The organism is Sphingomonas sp. AAP5 (assembly GCF_004354345.1).
Taxonomy (GTDB): Bacteria; Pseudomonadota; Alphaproteobacteria; order Sphingomonadales; family Sphingomonadaceae; genus Sphingomonas; species Sphingomonas glacialis.
In genome coordinates this window covers 2,927,957-2,946,445 of the sequence record NZ_CP037913.1, presented here as the reverse complement: position 1 = coordinate 2,946,445, position 18,489 = coordinate 2,927,957, and the positions used below count along the sequence as shown (strand labels likewise).

Annotated in this window: 14 protein-coding genes; 7 read left to right on the top strand and 7 right to left on the bottom strand. The window is 66.9% G+C overall.

All coding sequences use genetic code 11. The features are described 5' to 3' along the window. The first annotated feature begins 4 nt into the window (after window positions 1-4). Complete coding sequence (locus E2E30_RS13620) at window positions 5-2,725, top strand: exo-rhamnogalacturonan lyase family protein (protein WP_335925400.1); 2,721 nt, start codon at window positions 5-7, stop codon at window positions 2,723-2,725. A gap of 62 nt (window positions 2,726-2,787) precedes the next feature. Here the strand turns inward: E2E30_RS13620 and E2E30_RS13615 are convergent, their stop codons facing one another. Further along, the gene (locus E2E30_RS13615) at window positions 2,788-3,486 is read right to left on the bottom strand and encodes a pirin family protein (RefSeq protein WP_133190646.1); all 699 of its coding nucleotides are present in this window, start codon (window positions 3,484-3,486) and stop codon (window positions 2,788-2,790) included. A 92-nt stretch (window positions 3,487-3,578) separates the two neighbouring features. Here E2E30_RS13615 and E2E30_RS13610 point away from each other — a divergent pair, with 92 nt between their 5' ends. After that, entirely contained in the window at window positions 3,579-4,508 is a 930-nt protein-coding gene (locus E2E30_RS13610) for a LysR family transcriptional regulator (RefSeq protein ID WP_133190644.1), read from the top strand. A gap of 91 nt (window positions 4,509-4,599) precedes the next feature. On the opposite strand, the gene E2E30_RS13605 is transcribed toward E2E30_RS13610, so the two are convergent. Beyond that, window positions 4,600-5,436 (bottom strand): alpha/beta fold hydrolase, encoded by an 837-nt coding sequence (locus E2E30_RS13605; protein WP_133190642.1) that lies wholly within the window; start codon window positions 5,434-5,436, stop codon window positions 4,600-4,602. A 634-nt stretch (window positions 5,437-6,070) separates the two neighbouring features. After that, complete coding sequence (locus E2E30_RS13600; protein ID WP_133190640.1) at window positions 6,071-6,553, bottom strand: c-type cytochrome; 483 nt, start codon at window positions 6,551-6,553, stop codon at window positions 6,071-6,073. Between the two features lie 246 nt (window positions 6,554-6,799). Here E2E30_RS13600 and E2E30_RS13595 point away from each other — a divergent pair, with 246 nt between their 5' ends. Further along, entirely contained in the window at window positions 6,800-7,330 is a 531-nt protein-coding gene (locus E2E30_RS13595) for a phosphoribosyltransferase (protein ID WP_133190638.1), read from the top strand. Window positions 7,331-7,340: 10 nt separating this feature from the next. Here the strand turns inward: E2E30_RS13595 and guaD are convergent, their stop codons facing one another. The 4 genes from guaD to E2E30_RS13575 are packed head-to-tail and all read right to left on the bottom strand — an operon-like array spanning window position 7,341 to window position 10,795. After that, window positions 7,341-8,633 (bottom strand): guanine deaminase, encoded by a 1,293-nt coding sequence (gene guaD / locus E2E30_RS13590; RefSeq protein WP_133190636.1) that lies wholly within the window; start codon window positions 8,631-8,633, stop codon window positions 7,341-7,343. Continuing rightward, window positions 8,630-8,929 carry a hypothetical protein gene (locus tag E2E30_RS20935; protein WP_206365586.1) on the bottom strand — a complete coding sequence of 100 codons (300 nt, stop codon included), beginning with the start codon at window positions 8,927-8,929 and terminating at the stop codon, window positions 8,630-8,632. Before E2E30_RS20935 ends, guaD begins: the two co-directional genes overlap by 4 nt. A gap of 4 nt (window positions 8,930-8,933) precedes the next feature. Beyond that, window positions 8,934-10,310: an NCS2 family permease gene (locus E2E30_RS13580; RefSeq protein WP_133190634.1), complete on the bottom strand. Its 1,377-nt coding sequence runs from the start codon at window positions 10,308-10,310 to the stop codon at window positions 8,934-8,936. Continuing rightward, entirely contained in the window at window positions 10,307-10,795 is a 489-nt protein-coding gene (locus E2E30_RS13575) for a bile acid:sodium symporter (RefSeq protein WP_438810923.1), read from the bottom strand. The genes E2E30_RS13580 and E2E30_RS13575 overlap by 4 nt, the downstream gene beginning before the upstream one ends. Before the next feature lie 243 nt (window positions 10,796-11,038). On the opposite strand from E2E30_RS13575, the gene E2E30_RS13570 reads away from it, so the two are divergent. The 4 genes from E2E30_RS13570 to E2E30_RS13555 all read left to right on the top strand — a co-directional run bounded on the left by E2E30_RS13570 (window position 11,039) and on the right by E2E30_RS13555 (window position 18,485). Further along, the gene (locus E2E30_RS13570; RefSeq protein ID WP_133190632.1) at window positions 11,039-12,451 is read left to right on the top strand and encodes an alpha-amylase family glycosyl hydrolase; all 1,413 of its coding nucleotides are present in this window, start codon (window positions 11,039-11,041) and stop codon (window positions 12,449-12,451) included. 95 nt (window positions 12,452-12,546) lie between these two features. Continuing rightward, window positions 12,547-13,458 (top strand): ABC transporter ATP-binding protein, encoded by a 912-nt coding sequence (locus tag E2E30_RS13565; protein WP_133190630.1) that lies wholly within the window; start codon window positions 12,547-12,549, stop codon window positions 13,456-13,458. A gap of 14 nt (window positions 13,459-13,472) precedes the next feature. After that, window positions 13,473-17,060 (top strand): ABC transporter permease/M1 family aminopeptidase, encoded by a 3,588-nt coding sequence (locus E2E30_RS13560; protein WP_133190628.1) that lies wholly within the window; start codon window positions 13,473-13,475, stop codon window positions 17,058-17,060. Window positions 17,061-17,120: 60 nt separating this feature from the next. After that, a complete protein-coding gene (locus E2E30_RS13555) occupies window positions 17,121-18,485 on the top strand; it encodes a cation:proton antiporter (RefSeq protein WP_133192098.1) in 1,365 nt (454 codons plus the stop codon). Window positions 18,486-18,489: the final 4 nt, after the last annotated feature.

Genomic DNA, 18,489 nt, shown 5'->3' with positions numbered 1-18,489 from the left:
AGATATGCTCAATCGCCGCGAGACACTCAAGGCGGCTTTGCTCGGGAGCGGCGTCGCGCTGCTACCGGCGCGGTTGGGCGCGGCCCCGGTCGCGGCGTTTCAGTCGGCGCCGGTGCGGTGGATCGACGGCGCGGCGCCCGCGCTCCAGCCTGGGCAGACGTTCGGCGTCGCCTGGCCACGCGGCGCGGTCAAGCGCGGCACGGCGCTGAGCGTGACGGCGCGGGACGGCACGCCGGTCCCGTCGCAAGGCTGGACCACCGCGAGCTGGCCTGACGGCTCGATCAAGTGGAGCGCGCACGCGATCCCCGCCGACATCGCGCCCGACGGCTTGAGCGTCACGCGCGGCCGCCCCGCGATGCCAGCCCGCCCCGTCCGCGTGACCGAGAGCGCCGATGCGGTGACGATCAGCGTCGGCGATCTGCAATGGCGTATCGGCAAATCGGGCGCGGCGCTGGTGCAGCAAGCGAGCATCGCCGGCCGCGCGGTGCTTGGCCCTGTGACCCTCATCGGTGCATCGCGCACCGAGCCGCTGCACGGCGCCGACCTGCCCTTCGCGGGGCGGATCGAGCGCGTCACCGTCGAGCAGACCGGGCCGGTGCGCGCGGTCGTGAAGATCGAGGGCGCGCACGTGTCGGGCGAGCGCCGCTGGCTGCCGTTCGTCGTCCGGCTCTATGCCTATGCCGGGTCGAGCGGGTTGCGGATGGTCCACAGCGTCGTGTTCGACGGCAGCGCGTCGAAGGATTTCATCTCGGCGCTGGGCGTGCGCGCGAGCGTGCCGGTGAAGGACGCCGCGCTCCACGATCGCCACGTGCGCTTCGCCACCGACGCGCAATTCTTCGCCGAAGGGGTCCGCCCGCTGACCGGGTTGCGGCGCGATCCGGGAATGGCGTTCAAGGCGGCACAAGTCGCCGGCCGCGCGGTGCCGCCGCTCGACACGATGGCCAAGGCGGTGCGCGCGACGCTCGAGCGGATCCCCGCCTGGGGCGACTTCCGGCTCGAGCAGCCGACCGCCAATGGCTGGACGATCACCAAGCGGACCGCGCCCGAGCAGGGTTGGATCGACGCCGACGAAGGGCATCGCGCGCCGGGGCTGGCGTATGTCGGCTCGCCGCAGGGCGGCGCGGCGCTCGGCGTGCGCTATTTCTGGCAGCGGCATCCGACCGCGCTGCACATCGATGGCGCGACCGGCGACGCCGCCGCGCTGACGGCATGGCTATGGTCGCCCGAGGCGGCGGCGATGGACATGCGGCCGTATCACGGCACGATGGGGATGGAGCGCTTCGATGCGCAGAACGAAGGCCTGTCGGTCACCTACGAAGATTACGAACCCGGCTGGGACGATGCCGCGGGGATCGCGCGGACCAGCGAGCTGATGCTGTGGGCGTTCCCCTCAACGCCCGACAGGGCACTGCTGCAGGGGCTCGCGACGATGCAGGCCGCGCCGCCGCAGTTGATGGTCGCACCCGCGCACCTCCACGCCGCGCAGGTGTTCGGCGACTGGGGCCTGCCCGACCGGTCGACCCCCAACCGCGCCGCGATCGAGAACCAGCTGAGCAACCTCGTCGATTTCTACGCGGGCGAAGTCGATCGCCGCGCCTGGTACGGTTTCTGGAATCATGGCGACGTGATGCACACCTATGACAGCGACCGGCATCGCTGGCGCTACGACATTGGCGGCTTTGCGTGGGACAATAGCGAACTCTCGCCGGACCTGTGGCTGTGGTACCAGGTGCTGCGCACCGGCGATGCGAAGACCTGGCGCTTCGCCGAGGCGATGACGCGGCATACTGGCGAAGTCGACGTGTACCATAGCGGCCGCTTCAAGGGGATGGGGACGCGCCACGGCGTGCAGCATTGGAGCGACAGCTCGAAACAGCCGCGCGTCAGCAATGCGAGCTATCGCCGGCCGTTCTACTACCTCACCGCCGACGAGCGGGTCGGCGATCTGCTCCACGATCTGATCACGTCGGACCAGACGCTGACCACGGTCGAGATCGGCCGCAAGGTGCCGAACGCGGCGAAGAAGCCCGCGCTGCCGGCGGGGACGATCGAGATGACCTTCGGCACCACCTGGTGCCCGCTCGCTGCGGCGTGGCTGACCGAATGGGAGCGGACCGGCGACGTGCGCTGGCGCGATCGCGTGACGGCGGGTCTCGACAGCATCGGGCGGCTGCCCAAGGGCTGGATGACGGGGAGCGCGCCCTTCGACCTGGCGAGCGGACGCTTTCTCGACCAGGGGCGTGGCATCCAGTTCTCGCATCTCAACGCCGTGTTCGGCGCGGTAGAGGTGAGTTCGGAGCTGATTCGCCTGTTCGACGTGCCGCGTTATCGCGCTGCATGGCTCGACTATTGCCGCTGGTACAATGCGCCGCAGAGCGCGTATCTCGCCAAGTTCGGCGCGCCGTTCGGTCCGCGCAACCTGCGCGAGGGGCATTCGCGGCTCACCGCTTATGCGGCGTTCGTGGAAAAGGATGCGGCGCTCGCGACGCGCGCCGCAGACGAGTTCCTGTCGGGCGATGCCGGGCTCGGTACCTGGCCATCCGATCCGCGGCATCGCGTCGATGGTGTGCTCGAATGGCCTGGCGTTTCGACCAATGCCTCGGCGCAATGGGGCCTCGCGGCGATCCAGAATCTCGCGCTGGTCCCCGAAGCGCTCGATCGCGCGACGATCACCGCCCCGGACGCTCCGGGGCGGCGGCGACAGGGCGATGCCGGGCGCGATTAAGCGAGCCGGGACACTCGCCCCGATGCTGCGAGGCCACCCGGCACGCGCCGGACGGCCATCGCTCAGGCCGCGTCGACCAGGACGATCTCGCTGTCCTCGAGCGCGGTGATCACCACCGTCGGCTGGTCGCTGATCGCGACGCCGTCGCGCGCGGCGATGCGCTTGCCCTCGATCTCGATCGCACCGGTGGCGGGGACGAGATAGCCGCGGCGGTCGCGGCCGAGCCGATAGGTCGCGGTTTCGCCGGCTTTGAGCGTCGCGCCGATAACGCGCGCATCGGTGCGGATCGGCAAGGCGTCGGTGTCCTCGGCAAAACCGCTGGCGAGCACCACGAACTGTCCGGCGCGGTCATCCTTGGGGAAGGGACGCGCGCCCCAGCTCGGCTTCTCGCCGGTCTGCGTCGGCTGGATCCAGATCTGGAAGATCTTCGTCGTCACGTCTTCCTTGTTATATTCGGCATGCGTGATGCCGGTGCCCGCCGACATCACTTGCACGTCACCCGCCTCGGTGCGGCCGAGATTGCCGAGATTGTCCTGGTGCGTGATCGCGCCTTCGCGGACATAGGTGATGATCTCCATGTCGCGGTGCGGGTGGGGCGGAAAGCCCGATTGCGGGGCGATCGTGTCGTCGTTCCAGACGCGCAGATTGCCCCAGCTTTCGCGCGCCGGATCGTAATAGTTGGCGAACGAGAAATGGTGCTTGGCATCGAGCCAGCCGTGGTTGGCACCACCGAGGCTGGCGAAGGGGCGAATGTCGATCATGGCGTGTCTCCGTTGTGTTGCGACGGATATAGACGGCCTCGACATGCCCGGTCAGTCGGATAAAATAGACTGAAACGTTCGATGGAATTGATATGTCCAACCCCGGCACGCCGACCTTCGACCAGCTGCGCGTGTTCCTCACCGTGGTCGAGACGGGGAGTTTTGCCGCCGCTGCGCGCAAACTGAACCGCGCGGTCTCGGTGATCAGCTACGGGATCGGCAATCTCGAGACGCAGCTCGGGCTGACGCTGTTCGACCGCGAAGGCACGCGCAAGCCGCAGCTGACCGACGCCGGTCGCGCGGTGCTGGCCGAGGCGCGCACCGTTGCGCAGGGGATCGACGGGCTGCGCGCCAAAGTGAAGGGGCTGCTCGACGGGCTCGAGGCGGAGGTCAATCTCGCGGTCGACGTGATGCTGCCGACGCACCGGCTGGGCATGGTGCTGCGCAGCTTTGCCGCGGCGTTCCCGACCGTGACGTTGCGGCTGCACGTCGAGGCTTTGGGTGCGATCACGTCGCTGGTCCTCAACCGCGATGCGGTCGTGGGGATTTCCGGGCCGCTCGCCGCCGGGGTCGAAGGGGTCGAATGCGTCGGTGCTGGATCGGTGGTGCTCGTGCCGGTCGCAGCGCCCGACCATCCGCTCGGCAAGATGGAGCGGATCGCGCCTGGTGCAGGGCGCGATTACGTCCAGCTCGTGCTGACCGACCGGTCGCCGCTGACGCAGGGACAGGATTTCTCGGTGCTGAGTCCACGGACCTGGCGGCTGGCGGATCTCGGCGCCAAGCACGCGCTGCTGCGCGAGGGGATCGGGTGGGGCAACATGCCGCTGCCGCTGATCCAGCCCGATCTGATCGCGGGCACGCTTAAACGCCTCGCGATGCCCGATCACCCCGGCGGCACCTATCGCTTTGCGGGCGTGTTCCGGCGCGACACCCCGCCCGGACCGGCCGCCGCGTGGTTGCTCGACCAATTCGTCGCGCTGGGCGCGGACGATCGGGGCGAGGACGGGATGCGCGACGTCTAGTCGCGGCGGGGCGTGAAGATGCTCCCCAACGGATCGACGCAGGCGCGATCCGTTGGGGCTTGTTGCCATGCCGCCGCGGCGTGAGGCCGGGTCAGCTGCGCGCGAAGGCGAGCAGATCGGCGTTGATCACGTCGCCGTTCACGCTGAGCATGCCATGCGAGAAGCCGGGATAGATCTTCAGCGTCGCATTCGGGAGCAGTTCGGCCTGCATCACAGAGGCGTTCTTGTACGGCACGACCTGATCGTCATCGCCCTGCAGCACCAGCGTCGGCACGGTGATCGCTTTGAGATCCGCGGTCTGGTCGGTTTCCGAAAACGCGGCGATGCCGTCGTAATGCGCCTGTGCGCTGCCCATCATGCCTTGGCGCCACCAATTGTTGATCGTCGCCTGGACGATGGTCGCACCGGGGCGGTTGAAGCCGTAGAACGGCCCTGCGGCAAAATCGTGGAACAGCTGCGCGCGGTTGGCGGCGAGCCCGGCGCGGATCCCGTCGAACACCGCCATCGGCAGGCCGTCGGGGTTGCCCTCGGTCTGGAGCATCAGCGGCGGCACCGCGCTGACCAGCACCGCCTTGGCGACGCGGCCCTGCGGTTGACCGTATTTGGCAACATAGCGCGCGACTTCGCCACCGCCGGTCGAATGGCCGATATGAATGACGTTGTTGAGGTCGAGATGCGCGACCACCGCAGCTGCATCGGCGGCATAATGGTCCATATCGTGGCCGGTGCCGATCTGCGTCGAGCGACCGTGCCCGCGACGATCATGCGCGACGACGCGGTAGCCGTTGGCGAGGAAGAACAGCATCTGCGAGTCCCAATCGTCCGACGACAGCGGCCAGCCGTGGTGGAACATGATCGGCTGCGCGTCCTTCGCGCCCCAGTCCTTGAAGAAAATCTCGACGCCGTCTTGGGTGGTGACATAGCTCATGGGTCAGTCCTTTTTGGCCAGGGGGGAATTCGGTCGGGAGGCGTTAGCGGTTCACCTGTTTGGCGGGGGCGGCGCTGCTGGCGAGCGGCGCATGGCGTCCGGCGTGTGCAGTGCTCGACATGGCAGCGTTCCTCGATGAGGCAGTGTGAAGCGGTGCGTCTGAGAGCGGTTTAGAGCGGTGCTCTTGTCGAAATCACCTCGATAAAACTGTCGTGACTATTCGATGAAGTTGAAAAGGTCAGTCGGTTTTCGCTCGGCCTCACGCCGATCGTCGAAAGCGTGGCAGATCGCGGATCGTCGCACGCCTTTTTCACAGGCGCCGACGTCATCGCGATCCGAGTCTTGGTGTTTATACAACGCAACGGTCTGATCGTCTTCGACAATATCCCAGGGCAGCACGTGCAATAGCGGCAAAAGCGAAACCCGCCCGCGACCGCGAGCGCGATGAACCCCGCACCGACCCCGCCGAGCGTGGCTAGCAACGCCCAGGAACGATCCGTCGCCGGCTCAGCCGTCGTCACTGGCCCATTTCCGCGACCGGATGCTGCGACTCGCTCCCCCCCGAAACGTCGAGCAGAGCTACGCGCAGCGAATCGAACAGACGCGCCGGCAGTCGCGGGCGAGCATCGATGCCTCAGGTGTTCGAGCGGAACTGGCGATGGCAGCCGCCGCACACTGCGCCGGTCGCCTTCGTCTGCGCGCCGATCGCCGCGGCGTCGCCGCTGTTCGCGACCGCGACGAGCGTGTCGGCGGCGGTGACGAGCTTGGCCATCTGCGCGTCGAAGGTCGCGCGGTCGGTCCAGATGATGGGCAGCGCATCGGTCTTGACGCCGGGCGCAGGCCCGCTGCCGGCGGGGAACAGCTTGCCCTGCGCGCGCGCGGTCTCGGCGATCATCTGCGCGGCGGCGACCATCGTCGCCTTGACGGGCGCGTCGCTCTTCAACTCATCGTTGAGCGCCTTCATCGCGCCACCCATCTTCTTGAAGCCATCGACGCGCGTGGCGATCACGGCGTCGGTCGACGGGCCTGCACCGGCGGCGAGCGATCCCGCCACTATGGTCGCGCAAAGCGCACAGGCGGCGAGCGACACAGTCTTGAAGGTACGCAGTCTCAGCATCGCGAATATCCATGATGAAAGAGGAAACGATCCATTCCGCGCCGTCGCCGGCACCGGGTCCCTGTGTCCCGCATCTGTGCGTTTGACGCCAGAGCGATCGGAAAATTGGTCGTGCGGAACCGCTCTGATCCCCGACAGGTCGGCATCCGCCATCAGGCGCGGCGGCGGTTGCCCTTGCCGACCAGACGCGATAACCGGCCTCGCTTCGGCGGGCCGCCATCGCGCCGCCATACGGAGTGTCGCGTCATGAGCACCGCCGCCAGCCCCCAGCTCTATTACATTCCGCACGACGATTTCGTCGCCGATACGCAAGCCGTCGCGCACGCCGTCGCGCGCGGGGACTGGATGCCCGATTTCGTCGTCGGGATCGGGCGCGGTGGGCTCGTGCCCGCGGTGTTCCTGTCGCACGCGCTGAAAGTGCACATGCTGTCGATCGATCATTCGTCGAAAGTGCCGGGCTTTGCCGACGAATTGCTCGGCAAGGTCGCGGCCAAGAGCGCGGATGGCGTCCGGCTGCTCTTCGTCGACGACATCAACGACAGCGGCGGGACGATCGCCGATATCCGGCGCCTGCTCGCGGAGGCGGGGTGTGACACCGGCAACGTGCGATTCGCCGTGCTGCTCGACAATGTCCGTTCGCAAGTGCGCGTCGATTATCACGCCAGGACGATCGATCGCGCCGAGGACAAGCGCTGGTTCGTCTTCCCGTGGGAAGCCGTCGGCATGAGCGAGACGATCGTCGAGGAAGCGCTGTCGGTCCCGCATCGCCTCGCCTGACGCGAGGGCGTCACCGATCGGCGTGTTTGTCCCACACGCACTCGCCGAGCACATAGGTCCGGCTGATTGCGCGGTCATCGCCGAGGACCTGCAGCGCGAACAGCTGCTCGGCGAGGCTCGCGCCGGTCGTGCGGCGTGCGAGCAAGGACGTCGCGGTTGTATCGAGCACGACGAAATCGGCTTCCTGCCCGGGCTCGAGGCTGCCGACCCGATCCTCGATGTGGAGCAAACCGGCACTGCCCGCGGTCGCCAGATACAGCGCACGGAACGGATCGAGCCGATCGCCGCGCGCGAGCGCCGCCTGATAGGCGAGCCCCGCGGTCGACAGCAGCGAGAACGACGTTCCTGCGCCGACATCGGTGCCGAGCCCGAGCCGTAGCGAGTGGCGGTCGGCTTGCCCGAAGTCGAAGAAGCCCGAACCGAGGAACAGGTTCGAACTCGGGCACACCGCGATACCCGCCCCGCTTTCGTGGAGCCGCGCGCAGGCACGGTCGGACAGATGCACGCCGTGCGCGAAGACCGAGCGCGGGCCGACCAGCCCGAAGCGATCGTACACGTCGAGATAATCGCGCGCGTCGCGGAAGCGCTCGGCAACCGCGGCGCATTCGCCCAGATTTTCGGCGAGATGCGTGTGGAGCAGGACGTTGGGATGCGCCGCGAGGAGCGCGCCGGTATCGGCCAATTGTGCATCGGACGAGGTCAGCGCGAAACGCGGCGTGACCGCGTAACCGAGCCGTTTGTGGCCATGCCAGCGCCGGATCAGCACCTCGCTCTCGGCGCGGCCCGAATGCGGGGTATCGGCGAGGCCCTCTGGCCCCAAGTCCATCAGCGCCTTGCCCGCGACGATCCGCATATTGCGGCGCGCGGCGGCCTCGAACAGCGCATCGACCGACTGCGGGTGGACGGTTGCGAACACGAGCGCGCTGGTCGTGCCGTTGCGCAGCAATTCGGTGAGGAACGCCGCGGCGACGGCGTCGGCATGTGCGCGGTCGGCAAACGCCTTCTCCGCGGGGAAGATGTGGGTGTCGAGCCAGTCGAGCAATTGCGCACCGTGCGACGCTATGCGATCCATCTGCGGATAGTGGATATGCGCATCGATAAAGCCGGGGACGATCAGTCCGGGCAGTGCCTCGATCGCGAGTCCCGGATAGCGCGGCGCCACGTCCTGATAGTCGCCACGCGCGACGACGATCCCGTCCTCGACGATCAGCAGTCCATCGGGTTCGTGGCGGATCGCATCGGCATGATCGCGCGGATCGTGCGCGACCGAGAGCAGCGCGCCGCGAAAGCCGCGCGCGCTCATGCTGCGCGGCCGAGCTGGGCGGTCTTGCGCGCCGCGCTGCGGCTTGTCGCGGCGACGAGCACGATCGCTTGGCCGATGCTGGGCAAACAGCGACTGCCGTAGCCATTCGCCTTCGCGCAACGGCCGGCCGACGCGCTCGAAGATCGCGGGATAGGTGCGGCGCTGCCGGCGCAGCTTGCTAGCTTTTGCGCGTTCGCTGCGGTCCCGCGGTCGCGCAGCACGTCGAGCCCGGCCTGCGCGGCGAGATGGTGCGGCGCGGTGACCATGCCGCGATAAGATCGGACGGTGTGGCGCATCAGCTCATGCCCCCGCGCTCATCCAGACGAAGCGCACGACGAACAACCCGGCGAGCAGCAGCAGGAACCAGTCCGCGGTGGTGATCCGCCCGCGGATCAGCTTCAACAGCGCATGCGCGGTGATTCCGAAGGCGAGTCCGTTGGCGATCGAGAAGGTCAGCGGGATCATCGCCACGGTGAGGAAGGCGGGGATCGCCGAATAGGCATCCTCCCAGTCGACTTCGCGCAACGGGAGCAGCATCAGCCCGCCGACGATGATCAACGCGGGCGCGGTCGCGGCCAGCGGGATCAGCTGCGCATAGGGCGCGACGAACATGGTGAGCAGGAACAGCACGCCCGTCACCACCGCGGTCAGCCCGGTGCGGCCGCCCGCCTGCACGCCAGCCGCGCTCTCGACATACGACGTCACCGTGCTCGTGCCCGCGAGCGAGCCGACGATCGTCGCGACGGCATCGGTCATCAGGATGCGGTTGAGCCCGGGGATGCGCCCGGCGGCGTCCATCAGCCCGGCGCGCTTGGTCACCGCGACGAGCGTGCCGATATTGTCGAACAGATCGACGAACAGGAAGACGAACAGGATCTCGATCAGCCCGAGCCCGTGCCGCCCGCCGATCCCGAACACGCCGGGCAGATCGAGCTTGAACGCGGTGCCGGTGAGCGCCGAGAGGCTGTAGGGCTCGGGCTTGAACACGACTTGGCCCGCGAACCAGCCGACCAGGGTGGTGCCGATGATCCCGATCAGCATCGCACCGCGCACGTTCCACACGCTCAACGCGCCGATCACGAGCAGGCCGAACAAGGCGAGCGCTGCGCCGGGTGCCGTGAGATCGCCGAGCGCGACCAGAGTCGCCGGGCTGGCGACGACGATCCCGGCATTCTTCAACCCGATAAAGCCGATGAACAGTCCGATCCCGCCAGCCACCGCGGCGAACAGTTGCTGCGGGATGACGGCGACGATCATCTGCCGCACGCCGGTCAGCGTCAGCAGCAGGAAGGCGACGCCCGAGATCAGCACGCAGCCGAGCGCGACCGGCCATGGCACGCCCATCTGCTGGACGACGGTGAAGCTGAAATAGGCGTTGAGCCCCATGCCCGGCGCGAGCGCCAGCGGGGTATTGGCGACCATACCCATCAGGATCGAGGCGAAGGCGGCAGCAAAGCAGGTCGCAGCGGCGACCGAGGCGACCGGCATCCCGGCCTGGCCGAGGATCGCGGGATTGACCAGCACGATATAGGCCATCGTCAGGAAGGTGGTGACCCCCGCCAGCACCTCGGTCCGCGCCGTCGTGCCGCGCTCGCTCATCCGGAAATAGCGGTCGAGGCGGTGCGCTCCCACGATCGGCGGGGCTCCCGGATCGATCGGTCGGGTCGCTTGCGTCATCGATAGTCCCCCTGAAATGCCCCGCCCGGCGAGGAAGCCCCGGTCAGCCCCCGTTCCTCCAGCATCGCCGCGGAACGGAACAGCGTCCGCTCGGCCCCCGGCCGGCCAATCACCTGCAAGCCCAGCGGCCGCAGCACATGCCCGGCGAGAAAGGGCAGCAGCAATTGCAGCGCGACTGCGCCGCCGCCCGCGACGTGCAGGAACACGCCGACCAAGAGCGGTGTCAGGAAAATGCCCAGCAGGTTCGACAACGATGCGCTGCACACCGCCGCGGCGACATTCCCGCGCGCCATTGCCGTGACCGCGATCGACGATTGCACCGTTGAGGGCAGCAGCGTGAGGTAGAGCATGCCGGAGAGCAGCACTGGATCGACCCAGCCCGTCGCCGCCCCGCGCGCGGGCAGCAGGCTTGCCAGCACCACGGTGGCAATCAGCCAGAGGAGAAAGCGATCGATCGAAAGAAGAAGTTTGACGGCGCGCGACATGGCGCACGTCATGGCCTGCTTTAGGCGCACGATCCAACATAATGACCGGCATGCTCCGTTGCCAAAAAACCGTGCACTCGCAGGGGGCAGTGGTCGGGCGTCCGCTGGCCGGGATGGCATGGGCAAATCTGCGTCGGTGCCTCTAACACGCGGCGGCGTCGCACGCGCCGTCACATACGTATTCACCGTGCTCCCTGCCCGAGCAGTGGCATAAGCGCCCCAAGATAAAACGGGAGGAATGCGATGCGGGCGATGCGGATGGGTGCGCTTGGACTGGCAATGGTCGCGCTGCTGTCTTCGGGCATGGCCTCAGCCAAGCAAGCGGCCGCTCCGGGCAGCGCCGCGATCGACGCGCGCTATCAGCCGCGGCCCTATGTTTTGCTGCACCATCCCGCCTGGACCAAGACGGCGGTGCTCTATCAGATCAACACGCGCCAGTTCACCCCCGAGGGAACGTTCCGCGCTGCGCAAGCGCAGCTGCCGCGGTTGAAGGCGCTCGGCGTCGACATCCTGTGGCTGATGCCGGTCCATCCGATCGGCGAGAAGAACCGCAAGGGCGGGCTCGGCAGCCCCTATGCGGTCAAGGACTATCGCGCGGTGAACCCCGAGTTCGGGACGGTCGACGATCTCAAGGCGTTCGTCGCGGCGGCGCATGCGCAGGGGATGCACGTCATCCTCGACTGGGTCGCCAACCATACCGCATGGGACAATGTCATCCACACCACGCATCCCGACTGGTACGAGCATGACTGGAAGGGCGCGAACCGGCCGACGCCGTTCTGGGATTGGTCCGACATCATCGATCTCGACTATTCCAAGCCCGGGCTGCGGCAATACATGACCGAGTCGATGAAATATTGGGTGCGCGATGTCGGTGTCGACGGCTTCCGCTGCGACGTCGCGGGTTATGTGCCGCTCGATTTCTGGGAGACGGCGCGCGCCGAACTCGACGCGATCAAGCCCGTCTTCATGCTCGCCGAATTCGACCAGCGCGATGTCCACGCCAAGGCGTTCGACGCGTCCTATGCCTGGAAATGGAACAATGCGATGGCCGACATCGCCGCCGGCAAGGCCGATGTGAACGCGCTGTTCGGGTATTACTCCGAAGTCCAGAGCGCATGGCCGGCCGAGGCGATGCGGATGACCTATACCGAGAATCACGACCAGAATGCGTGGGAAGGCACCGAGTTCGAACGCTTCGGTCCCGCGCTTCCCGCCGCGATCGCGCTGTCGTTCGTCGGCGAGGGGATGCCGCTGATCCATAACGGGCAGGAGGCGGGCAACCCGCGGCGGCTCAAATTCTTCGACCGCGACCCGATCACGTGGCGCGACCATCCCAATGCGGCGCTGTTTCGCCAGTTGATCGCATTCCGCGATGCGCACCCGGCGTTGTGGAACGCGCCGTGGGGCGCGCGCATGACGCCGGTGGTCAACAGCGCACCGACCAAGGTCTTCTCGTTCGTGCGCGAAAAGGGCAGCGACACAGTCCTCGCGCTGTTCAACCTGTCGGGTGCGCCGCAGACGGTGTCGTTCAGCGACGGCCCGGTCGCGGGTCGCTATGTCGATGCCGCGGACGGATCGGCGCTGGTGATCGATACCGCGAGCAAGGTCACCTTGCCGGCATGGGGGTATCGCCTGCTCGCCGGCGCACGCTGATCTGACCCGGCCGCACTGCGGCGCACGCGCAATGCATTTTGCGCTTTAGCTTTGTAATACACTGCGCTAGCTTTCCTCCGACATAGGGGGAAATCATGCTCGAACTCGAACACGTTACGCATGTCTATGCCAACGGAACGCGGGCGCTCGACGATGTCACGCTGTCGATACCCAAGGGCATGTTCGGGCTGCTCGGGCCCAATGGCGCGGGCAAGTCGACGCTGATGCGGACCGTGGCGACGCTGCAGGCCCCGACCTCGGGCAGCATCCGCTTCGGCGAGATCGACATCCTCGCGACCCCCGACCGGCTTCGCGAGCGGCTCGGCTATCTGCCGCAGGATTTCGGCGTCTATCCACGCGTTTCGGCATACGACATGCTCGATCACATGGCGGTGCTCAAAGGCGTCGCCTCGGCGCAGGAGCGCAAGGCGACGGTCGAGACGCTGCTCAACCAGACCAATTTGTGGAACGTGCGCAAGAAGGCGATCGCGGGTTTCTCGGGCGGGATGCGGCAGCGCTTCGGCATCGCGCAGGCGCTGATCGGCAACCCCGAGCTGATCATCGTCGACGAGCCGACCGCAGGTCTCGACCCCGAGGAGCGCAACCGCTTCCTCAATTTGCTCGCCGAGATCGGCGAGAATGTCGTCATCATCCTGTCGACGCATATCGTCGAGGATGTCGCCGATCTGTGCCCGCGCATGGCGGTGCTCGCCGCCGGGCGGATCCAGCTCGAGGGCGCGCCGCAGGATCTGATCCAGGCGTCGCGCGGCACCGTCTGGGCGAAGACGATCGCGCGCGACGACATGGCGCACTATGCGCAGACGCAGAAGGTCATCTCGACCCGCCTGTTCGCGGGCCGCACGATCATCCACGTCCTGTCCGACACCGACCCGGGCGACGGCTTTGCGCCGGTCGTCGGCGGGCTCGAAGATGTCTATTTCTCGACATTGTCGCGCTCGCGCAGCGGCGACGCAGCCTTGGTCGATCCCACCGTCGCAGCCGCGTGAAGGGGGCCGGGGGCATGTTCGGCAAGATCGCGCGCTTCGAGCTCGGCTATCAATTCCGCAACCCGGTGTTCTGGGTCGTCTCGGTCCTGTTCTTCCTGCTGCCGTTCGGCGCGATGACGACCGAGCAGATCCAGATCGGCGGCGGCGGCAATATCCACAAGAACGCGCCCGTCGCGATCGCGCAGATCTCGCTGATCCTGACGCTGTTCTACATGTTCGTGACGACGGCGTTCGTCGCCAACGTGATCGTGCGCGACGATGAGAGCGGCTTCGGGCCGATGGTGCGCTCGACGCGCGTCTCGCGCTTCGATTATCTGATGGGGCGCTTCCTCGGCGCGTTCGTCGCCGCGGCGATCACGTTCATCGTCGTGCCGCTGGCGATCTATCTCGGCTCGCTGATGCCGTGGGTCGATGCCGATACGATGGGGGCGAACCGGCTGCTCGATTATGTGTCGGTCTATTTCCTGCTGGCGCTGCCCAATTTGTTCCTGACGGCGTCGATCTTCTTCGCGGTCGCGACGATGACGCGGTCGATGATGTATTCGTATCTCGGCGTCGTCGTGTTCCTCGTCGCCTATGTCGTGCTCAACACCGTGATCCGCGCGAAGCCCGAATATCGCGAGCTGGGCGCGTATATCGAGCCGTTCGGGCTCGGCGCGCTCGCCAAGACGACTCGCTATTTCACCGCAAGCGAATCGAACACGAATCTGCCGTCGTTTGCCGGCGTGCTGTTGTGGAACCGGCTGATCTGGCTCGTCGTGTCGTTCGCCGCGCTCGCGCTGGCCTATTCGCGCTTCACTTTTTCCGAACGCGGCGCGTCGAAGCGTCAGTTGCGGCGACAGCAGCGCAAGGACGCCAAGCTCGCCGCGTCGGCGCCGCTGCTCGTCGATCGCCTCCCGCCGGTTCGCCCGGCAGCAGCGAACGGCGCGCGGCTGTGGTTGCGCTGCCGCTTCGAGATGGGGCTGGTGTTTCGCAGCCCGGCATTCTTCGTGCTGCTGCTGATCGGGCTGTTCAACGCGCTCGGCGGGCTGCTGTTCGCAGGCGAGATGTACGGCACCGCGGCGCGCCCGCTGACCTTTGCGGTGATCGGCACGCTGATGGGCGCGTTCGGCGTCTTCCCGCTGATCATCGCGATCTATTACGGCGGCGAGGTCGTCTGGCGCGACCGCGAGCGGCGGATGCACGAGATCATCGATGCGACGTCGCTGCCCAATTGGGCGTACATCGTGCCCAAGGCACTCGCGGTTTCGGGCGTGCTGTTTGCGACGCTGGTCATCTCGGCGGTGGCGGCGATGCTCGTCCAGCTCGCGCGCGGCGTGACTGCGCTCGAGCCGCTGCAGTATCTCGGCTGGTATCTGCTGCCGATGACGGTCGACATGGTGCTGATCGCGATCCTGTCGGTGTTCGTCCAGGCGCTCAGCCCGAACAAGTTCGTCGGCTGGGGGATCATGGTGATCTACCTCGTCGCGACGCTGACGCTGCAGAATATCGGGTTCGAGCATCCGCTCTACAATTACGGCAGCAGCGGCAACCTTCAGCTGTCGGACATGAACGGCGACCAGATCGGCGGGCCGCTCAGCTGGTGGCTGCGGCTCTATTGGTCGGGGATCGCGCTCGCGCTCGCGGTGGTCGCGCATCTGCTGTGGCGGCGCGGGACCGAGACGCGGCTCGCGCCGCGGCTGCGCCAGCTCCCGGCGCGGCTCAAGGGGCCGGCGGGTGCAGTGCTTGCCGGCGGGTTGCTCGTGTCGATCGTGACGGGGGTGTGGCTCTATCGGCAGATGGACGTGCTCAACGTCTATCGCACGCGCGAGAACCGCGAGGCGCGGTTGGCGACGTATGAAAAGAAGTATCTGAAGTACGAAAAGGTCCTCCAGCCGTCTACCACCGACATCAAGCTCGATGTCGCGCTCTATCCGGCGCAGCGCCGGATGGAGGCGAAGGGCAGCTATCGCTTCGTCAACGATACCGGCGCGCCGGTGCGCGACCTGCACGTGCGGCTCGCCAACGAGGATACCACGATTGTGTCGATCGCGGTTCCGGGCGCCACGCTCGCGATGGACGATGCCGATCTCAAATACCGCATCTACCGCTTCGCCACGCCGCTCGCGCCGGGGGCGACGGGGACGCTGTCGTTCGTGACGCATCGCCAGACGGTCGCGCTGCGCGCCAATGGCGATGACGCGCGGCTCGTCGGCAACGGCACCTTCCTCAGCAATTCGGAATTCGCGCCGCAGATCGGGATGGACCGCGACGGCCTGCTCAGCGACCGCGCCAAGCGGCGCAAATACGGGCTGACGCCGGAGTTGCGAAAGGCCAAGCTCGAGGACGTGTCGGCGCAGCGGCGCAATTATATCGGCGATGCCGATTGGGTGAATTCGGACATCACCGTCTCGACCGATGCCGGCCAGACGCCGATCGCGCCGGGGCGCAAGCTGTCCGACACTGTCGCGAACGGACGACGCACCGCGCACTTCGTCTCGCCCGCGCCGATCCTCGCGTTCTTCTCGGTGCAATCGGCGGACTATGCCGAGAAGTCCGAAATGGCCGATGGGGTCAAGCTGTCGGTCTTCTACGATGCGAAGCACGGCTATAACGTCGATCGCATGCTTGCGGCGATGAAGGCGTCGCTCGGCTATTATCGCGCCAATTTCGGCCCGTATCAGTTCGACTATGCGCGGATCATCGAGTTCCCGGGCTATGCGAGCTTCGCCCAGGCGTTCGCGGGGACGATCCCGTATTCCGAGCGGATCGGCTTCCTCGCCGATGCCAATGCGCCCGACAAGATCGACTATGTCACCTATGTCACCGCGCACGAGCTGGGCCACCAATATTGGGCGCACCAGATCATCAGCGCCGACATGCAGGGCGGCACAATCCTGGTCGAGACGATGGCGCAATATTCGGCGCTGATGGTGATGAAGCACCTCTATGGCGAGGACAAGATCCGCCGCTTCCTCAAGTACGAGCTCGACAGCTATCTGCGGTCGCGCGGATCGGAGCGGATCGAGGAGCTGCCGCTCGACCGTGTCGAGGACCAGGGATACATTCATTATCGCAAGGGCGCGGTGGTGATGTACCTGCTTCAGGACCGGCTCGGCGAGGCGCGCGTCAATGCGATGCTGCGCGACCTGCTCGCCAAATATCGCTTCAAGAGCCAGCCGTATCCGCGCTCGCTCGATCTGGTGAACGGCTTCCTCGGCCTCGCGCGGACCCCGGCCGAGCGCGAGCTCGTCCGCGACGTGCTCGATCGCATCACGCTCTACGATCTCAAGGCGAAGACCGCGACCGTGCGGAAATTGCCCGACGGGACGTTCGAGACGCTGCTCAGCGTCGATGCCGCGAAATTCTACGCAAGCGGCACGGGCAAGGAGACGCCGGCGCCGCTGTCCGACACGATCGCGGTCGGGCTGTTCGACCACAAGCCCGATTACGGCGCCTTCTCGTCCAAGGACGTCGTATCGATGGAGCGCCTGCCCGTGCGGTCGGGCGTGCAGACGCTGCGCATCGTCAGCAAGCGCAAGCCGGCGTTTGCCGGGATCGATCCCTACACCACCTATATCGATCGTAATTCGGACGATAATATCGTGCCGGTGACCGGGTGATGCGCTAACGCGTCACCCGGGCGCAGCGGGGAGCGCTGCGCTGGATATGTGGGGACGATGATGGGCGAATTGCTGGGCCAGGCGTGGCAGGCGCTGGGCGGGGTGCTGGGGGCGCACGGCCCTGCGGTAAATGCCGTAAAGAGCTATACGCCGGGCGATTTCAGCGTCCATTTCTTTCTTCAGCTCGCGGTGATCATCCTCGCATGCCGCGTCGTCGGCTGGCTCGGGCAGAAGCTGCTGCGCCAGCCGCAAGTCGTCGGCGAGATGATCGCGGGCGTCGTGCTCGGCCCGTCGCTGTTCGGGCTGCTGCTGCCCGACCTGCAGCTCGCGATCTTCCCCAAGGAGACGCGCAACGTCCTCTATGTCGGCGCGCAATTGGGCGTCGGCCTGTACATGTTCATCGTCGGGCTGACGCTCCAGCTCGACCATTTCAAGTCGAAGGCGCGCAGCGCGGCGATGGTGTCGGCAGCGGGGATCGCCGCGCCGTTCCTGCTCGCGGTGCTGATCACGCCCTTCCTGCTGACCGTGCCCGGCCTGTTTGCGCCCGGCATCGACCGCGCGAGCGCGACGCTGTTCATGGGCGCGTGCATCGCGCTGACCGCCTTCCCGATGCTCGCGCGGATCATCAACGAGCGCGGGCTCGCCAATTCGGCGCTCGGTACGCTGTCGCTCACCGCCGGCGCGTTCGACGATGCGGCGTCGTGGTGCGTGCTCGCGATCGTGCTCGCGACCTTCGGGGCGGGGGCGGGCGTGGCGGTGCTCGCGATCGGCGGGGCGCTGATCTATACCGGCTTCATGCTGTTGCTCGGACGGCGGCTGCTTGCGCCGCTCGGCCGGATCGTCGAGGCGCGCGGCGAGATGACCAGCGGAATGCTCGCGGTCGCGTTGCTGCTGTTCTGCCTGTCGGCGTTCGTGATGGACGCGATCGGCATCCATGCGATCTTCGGCGGCTTCCTGATGGGGGTGTGCATGCCGCGCGGGCTGTTCGTCGCGGAACTCAAGCGCAAGGTCGAGCCCCTTGCGGTCGTGCTGCTGCTGCCGATGTTCTTCACCTATTCGGGGCTCAACACGCGGATGGACATGGTCGCGTCGGGGTCGCTGCTGCTGATCGCGCTCGGCATTCTGGTCGTGTCGATCCTCGCCAAGTTCGGCGCCTGCTATGCCGCCGCGCGGCTTTCGGGTGAGGACAATTCCACCGCGCTCGGCATCGGCGCACTGATGAACTCGCGCGGGCTGATGGAGCTGATCATCATCAATATCGGGCTGCAAAAGGGCATCATCGGGCCGACGCTGTTCGCGATGCTCGTGCTGATGGCGATCGTCACCACCGTGATGGCGACCCCCTTGTTCGAGGCGGTCTATGGCCGCGCGGCGCGTGCGCGCGGCGATCTGGCGGCGGTCGACGAGGACTTGGCGACGGTCTGACGCG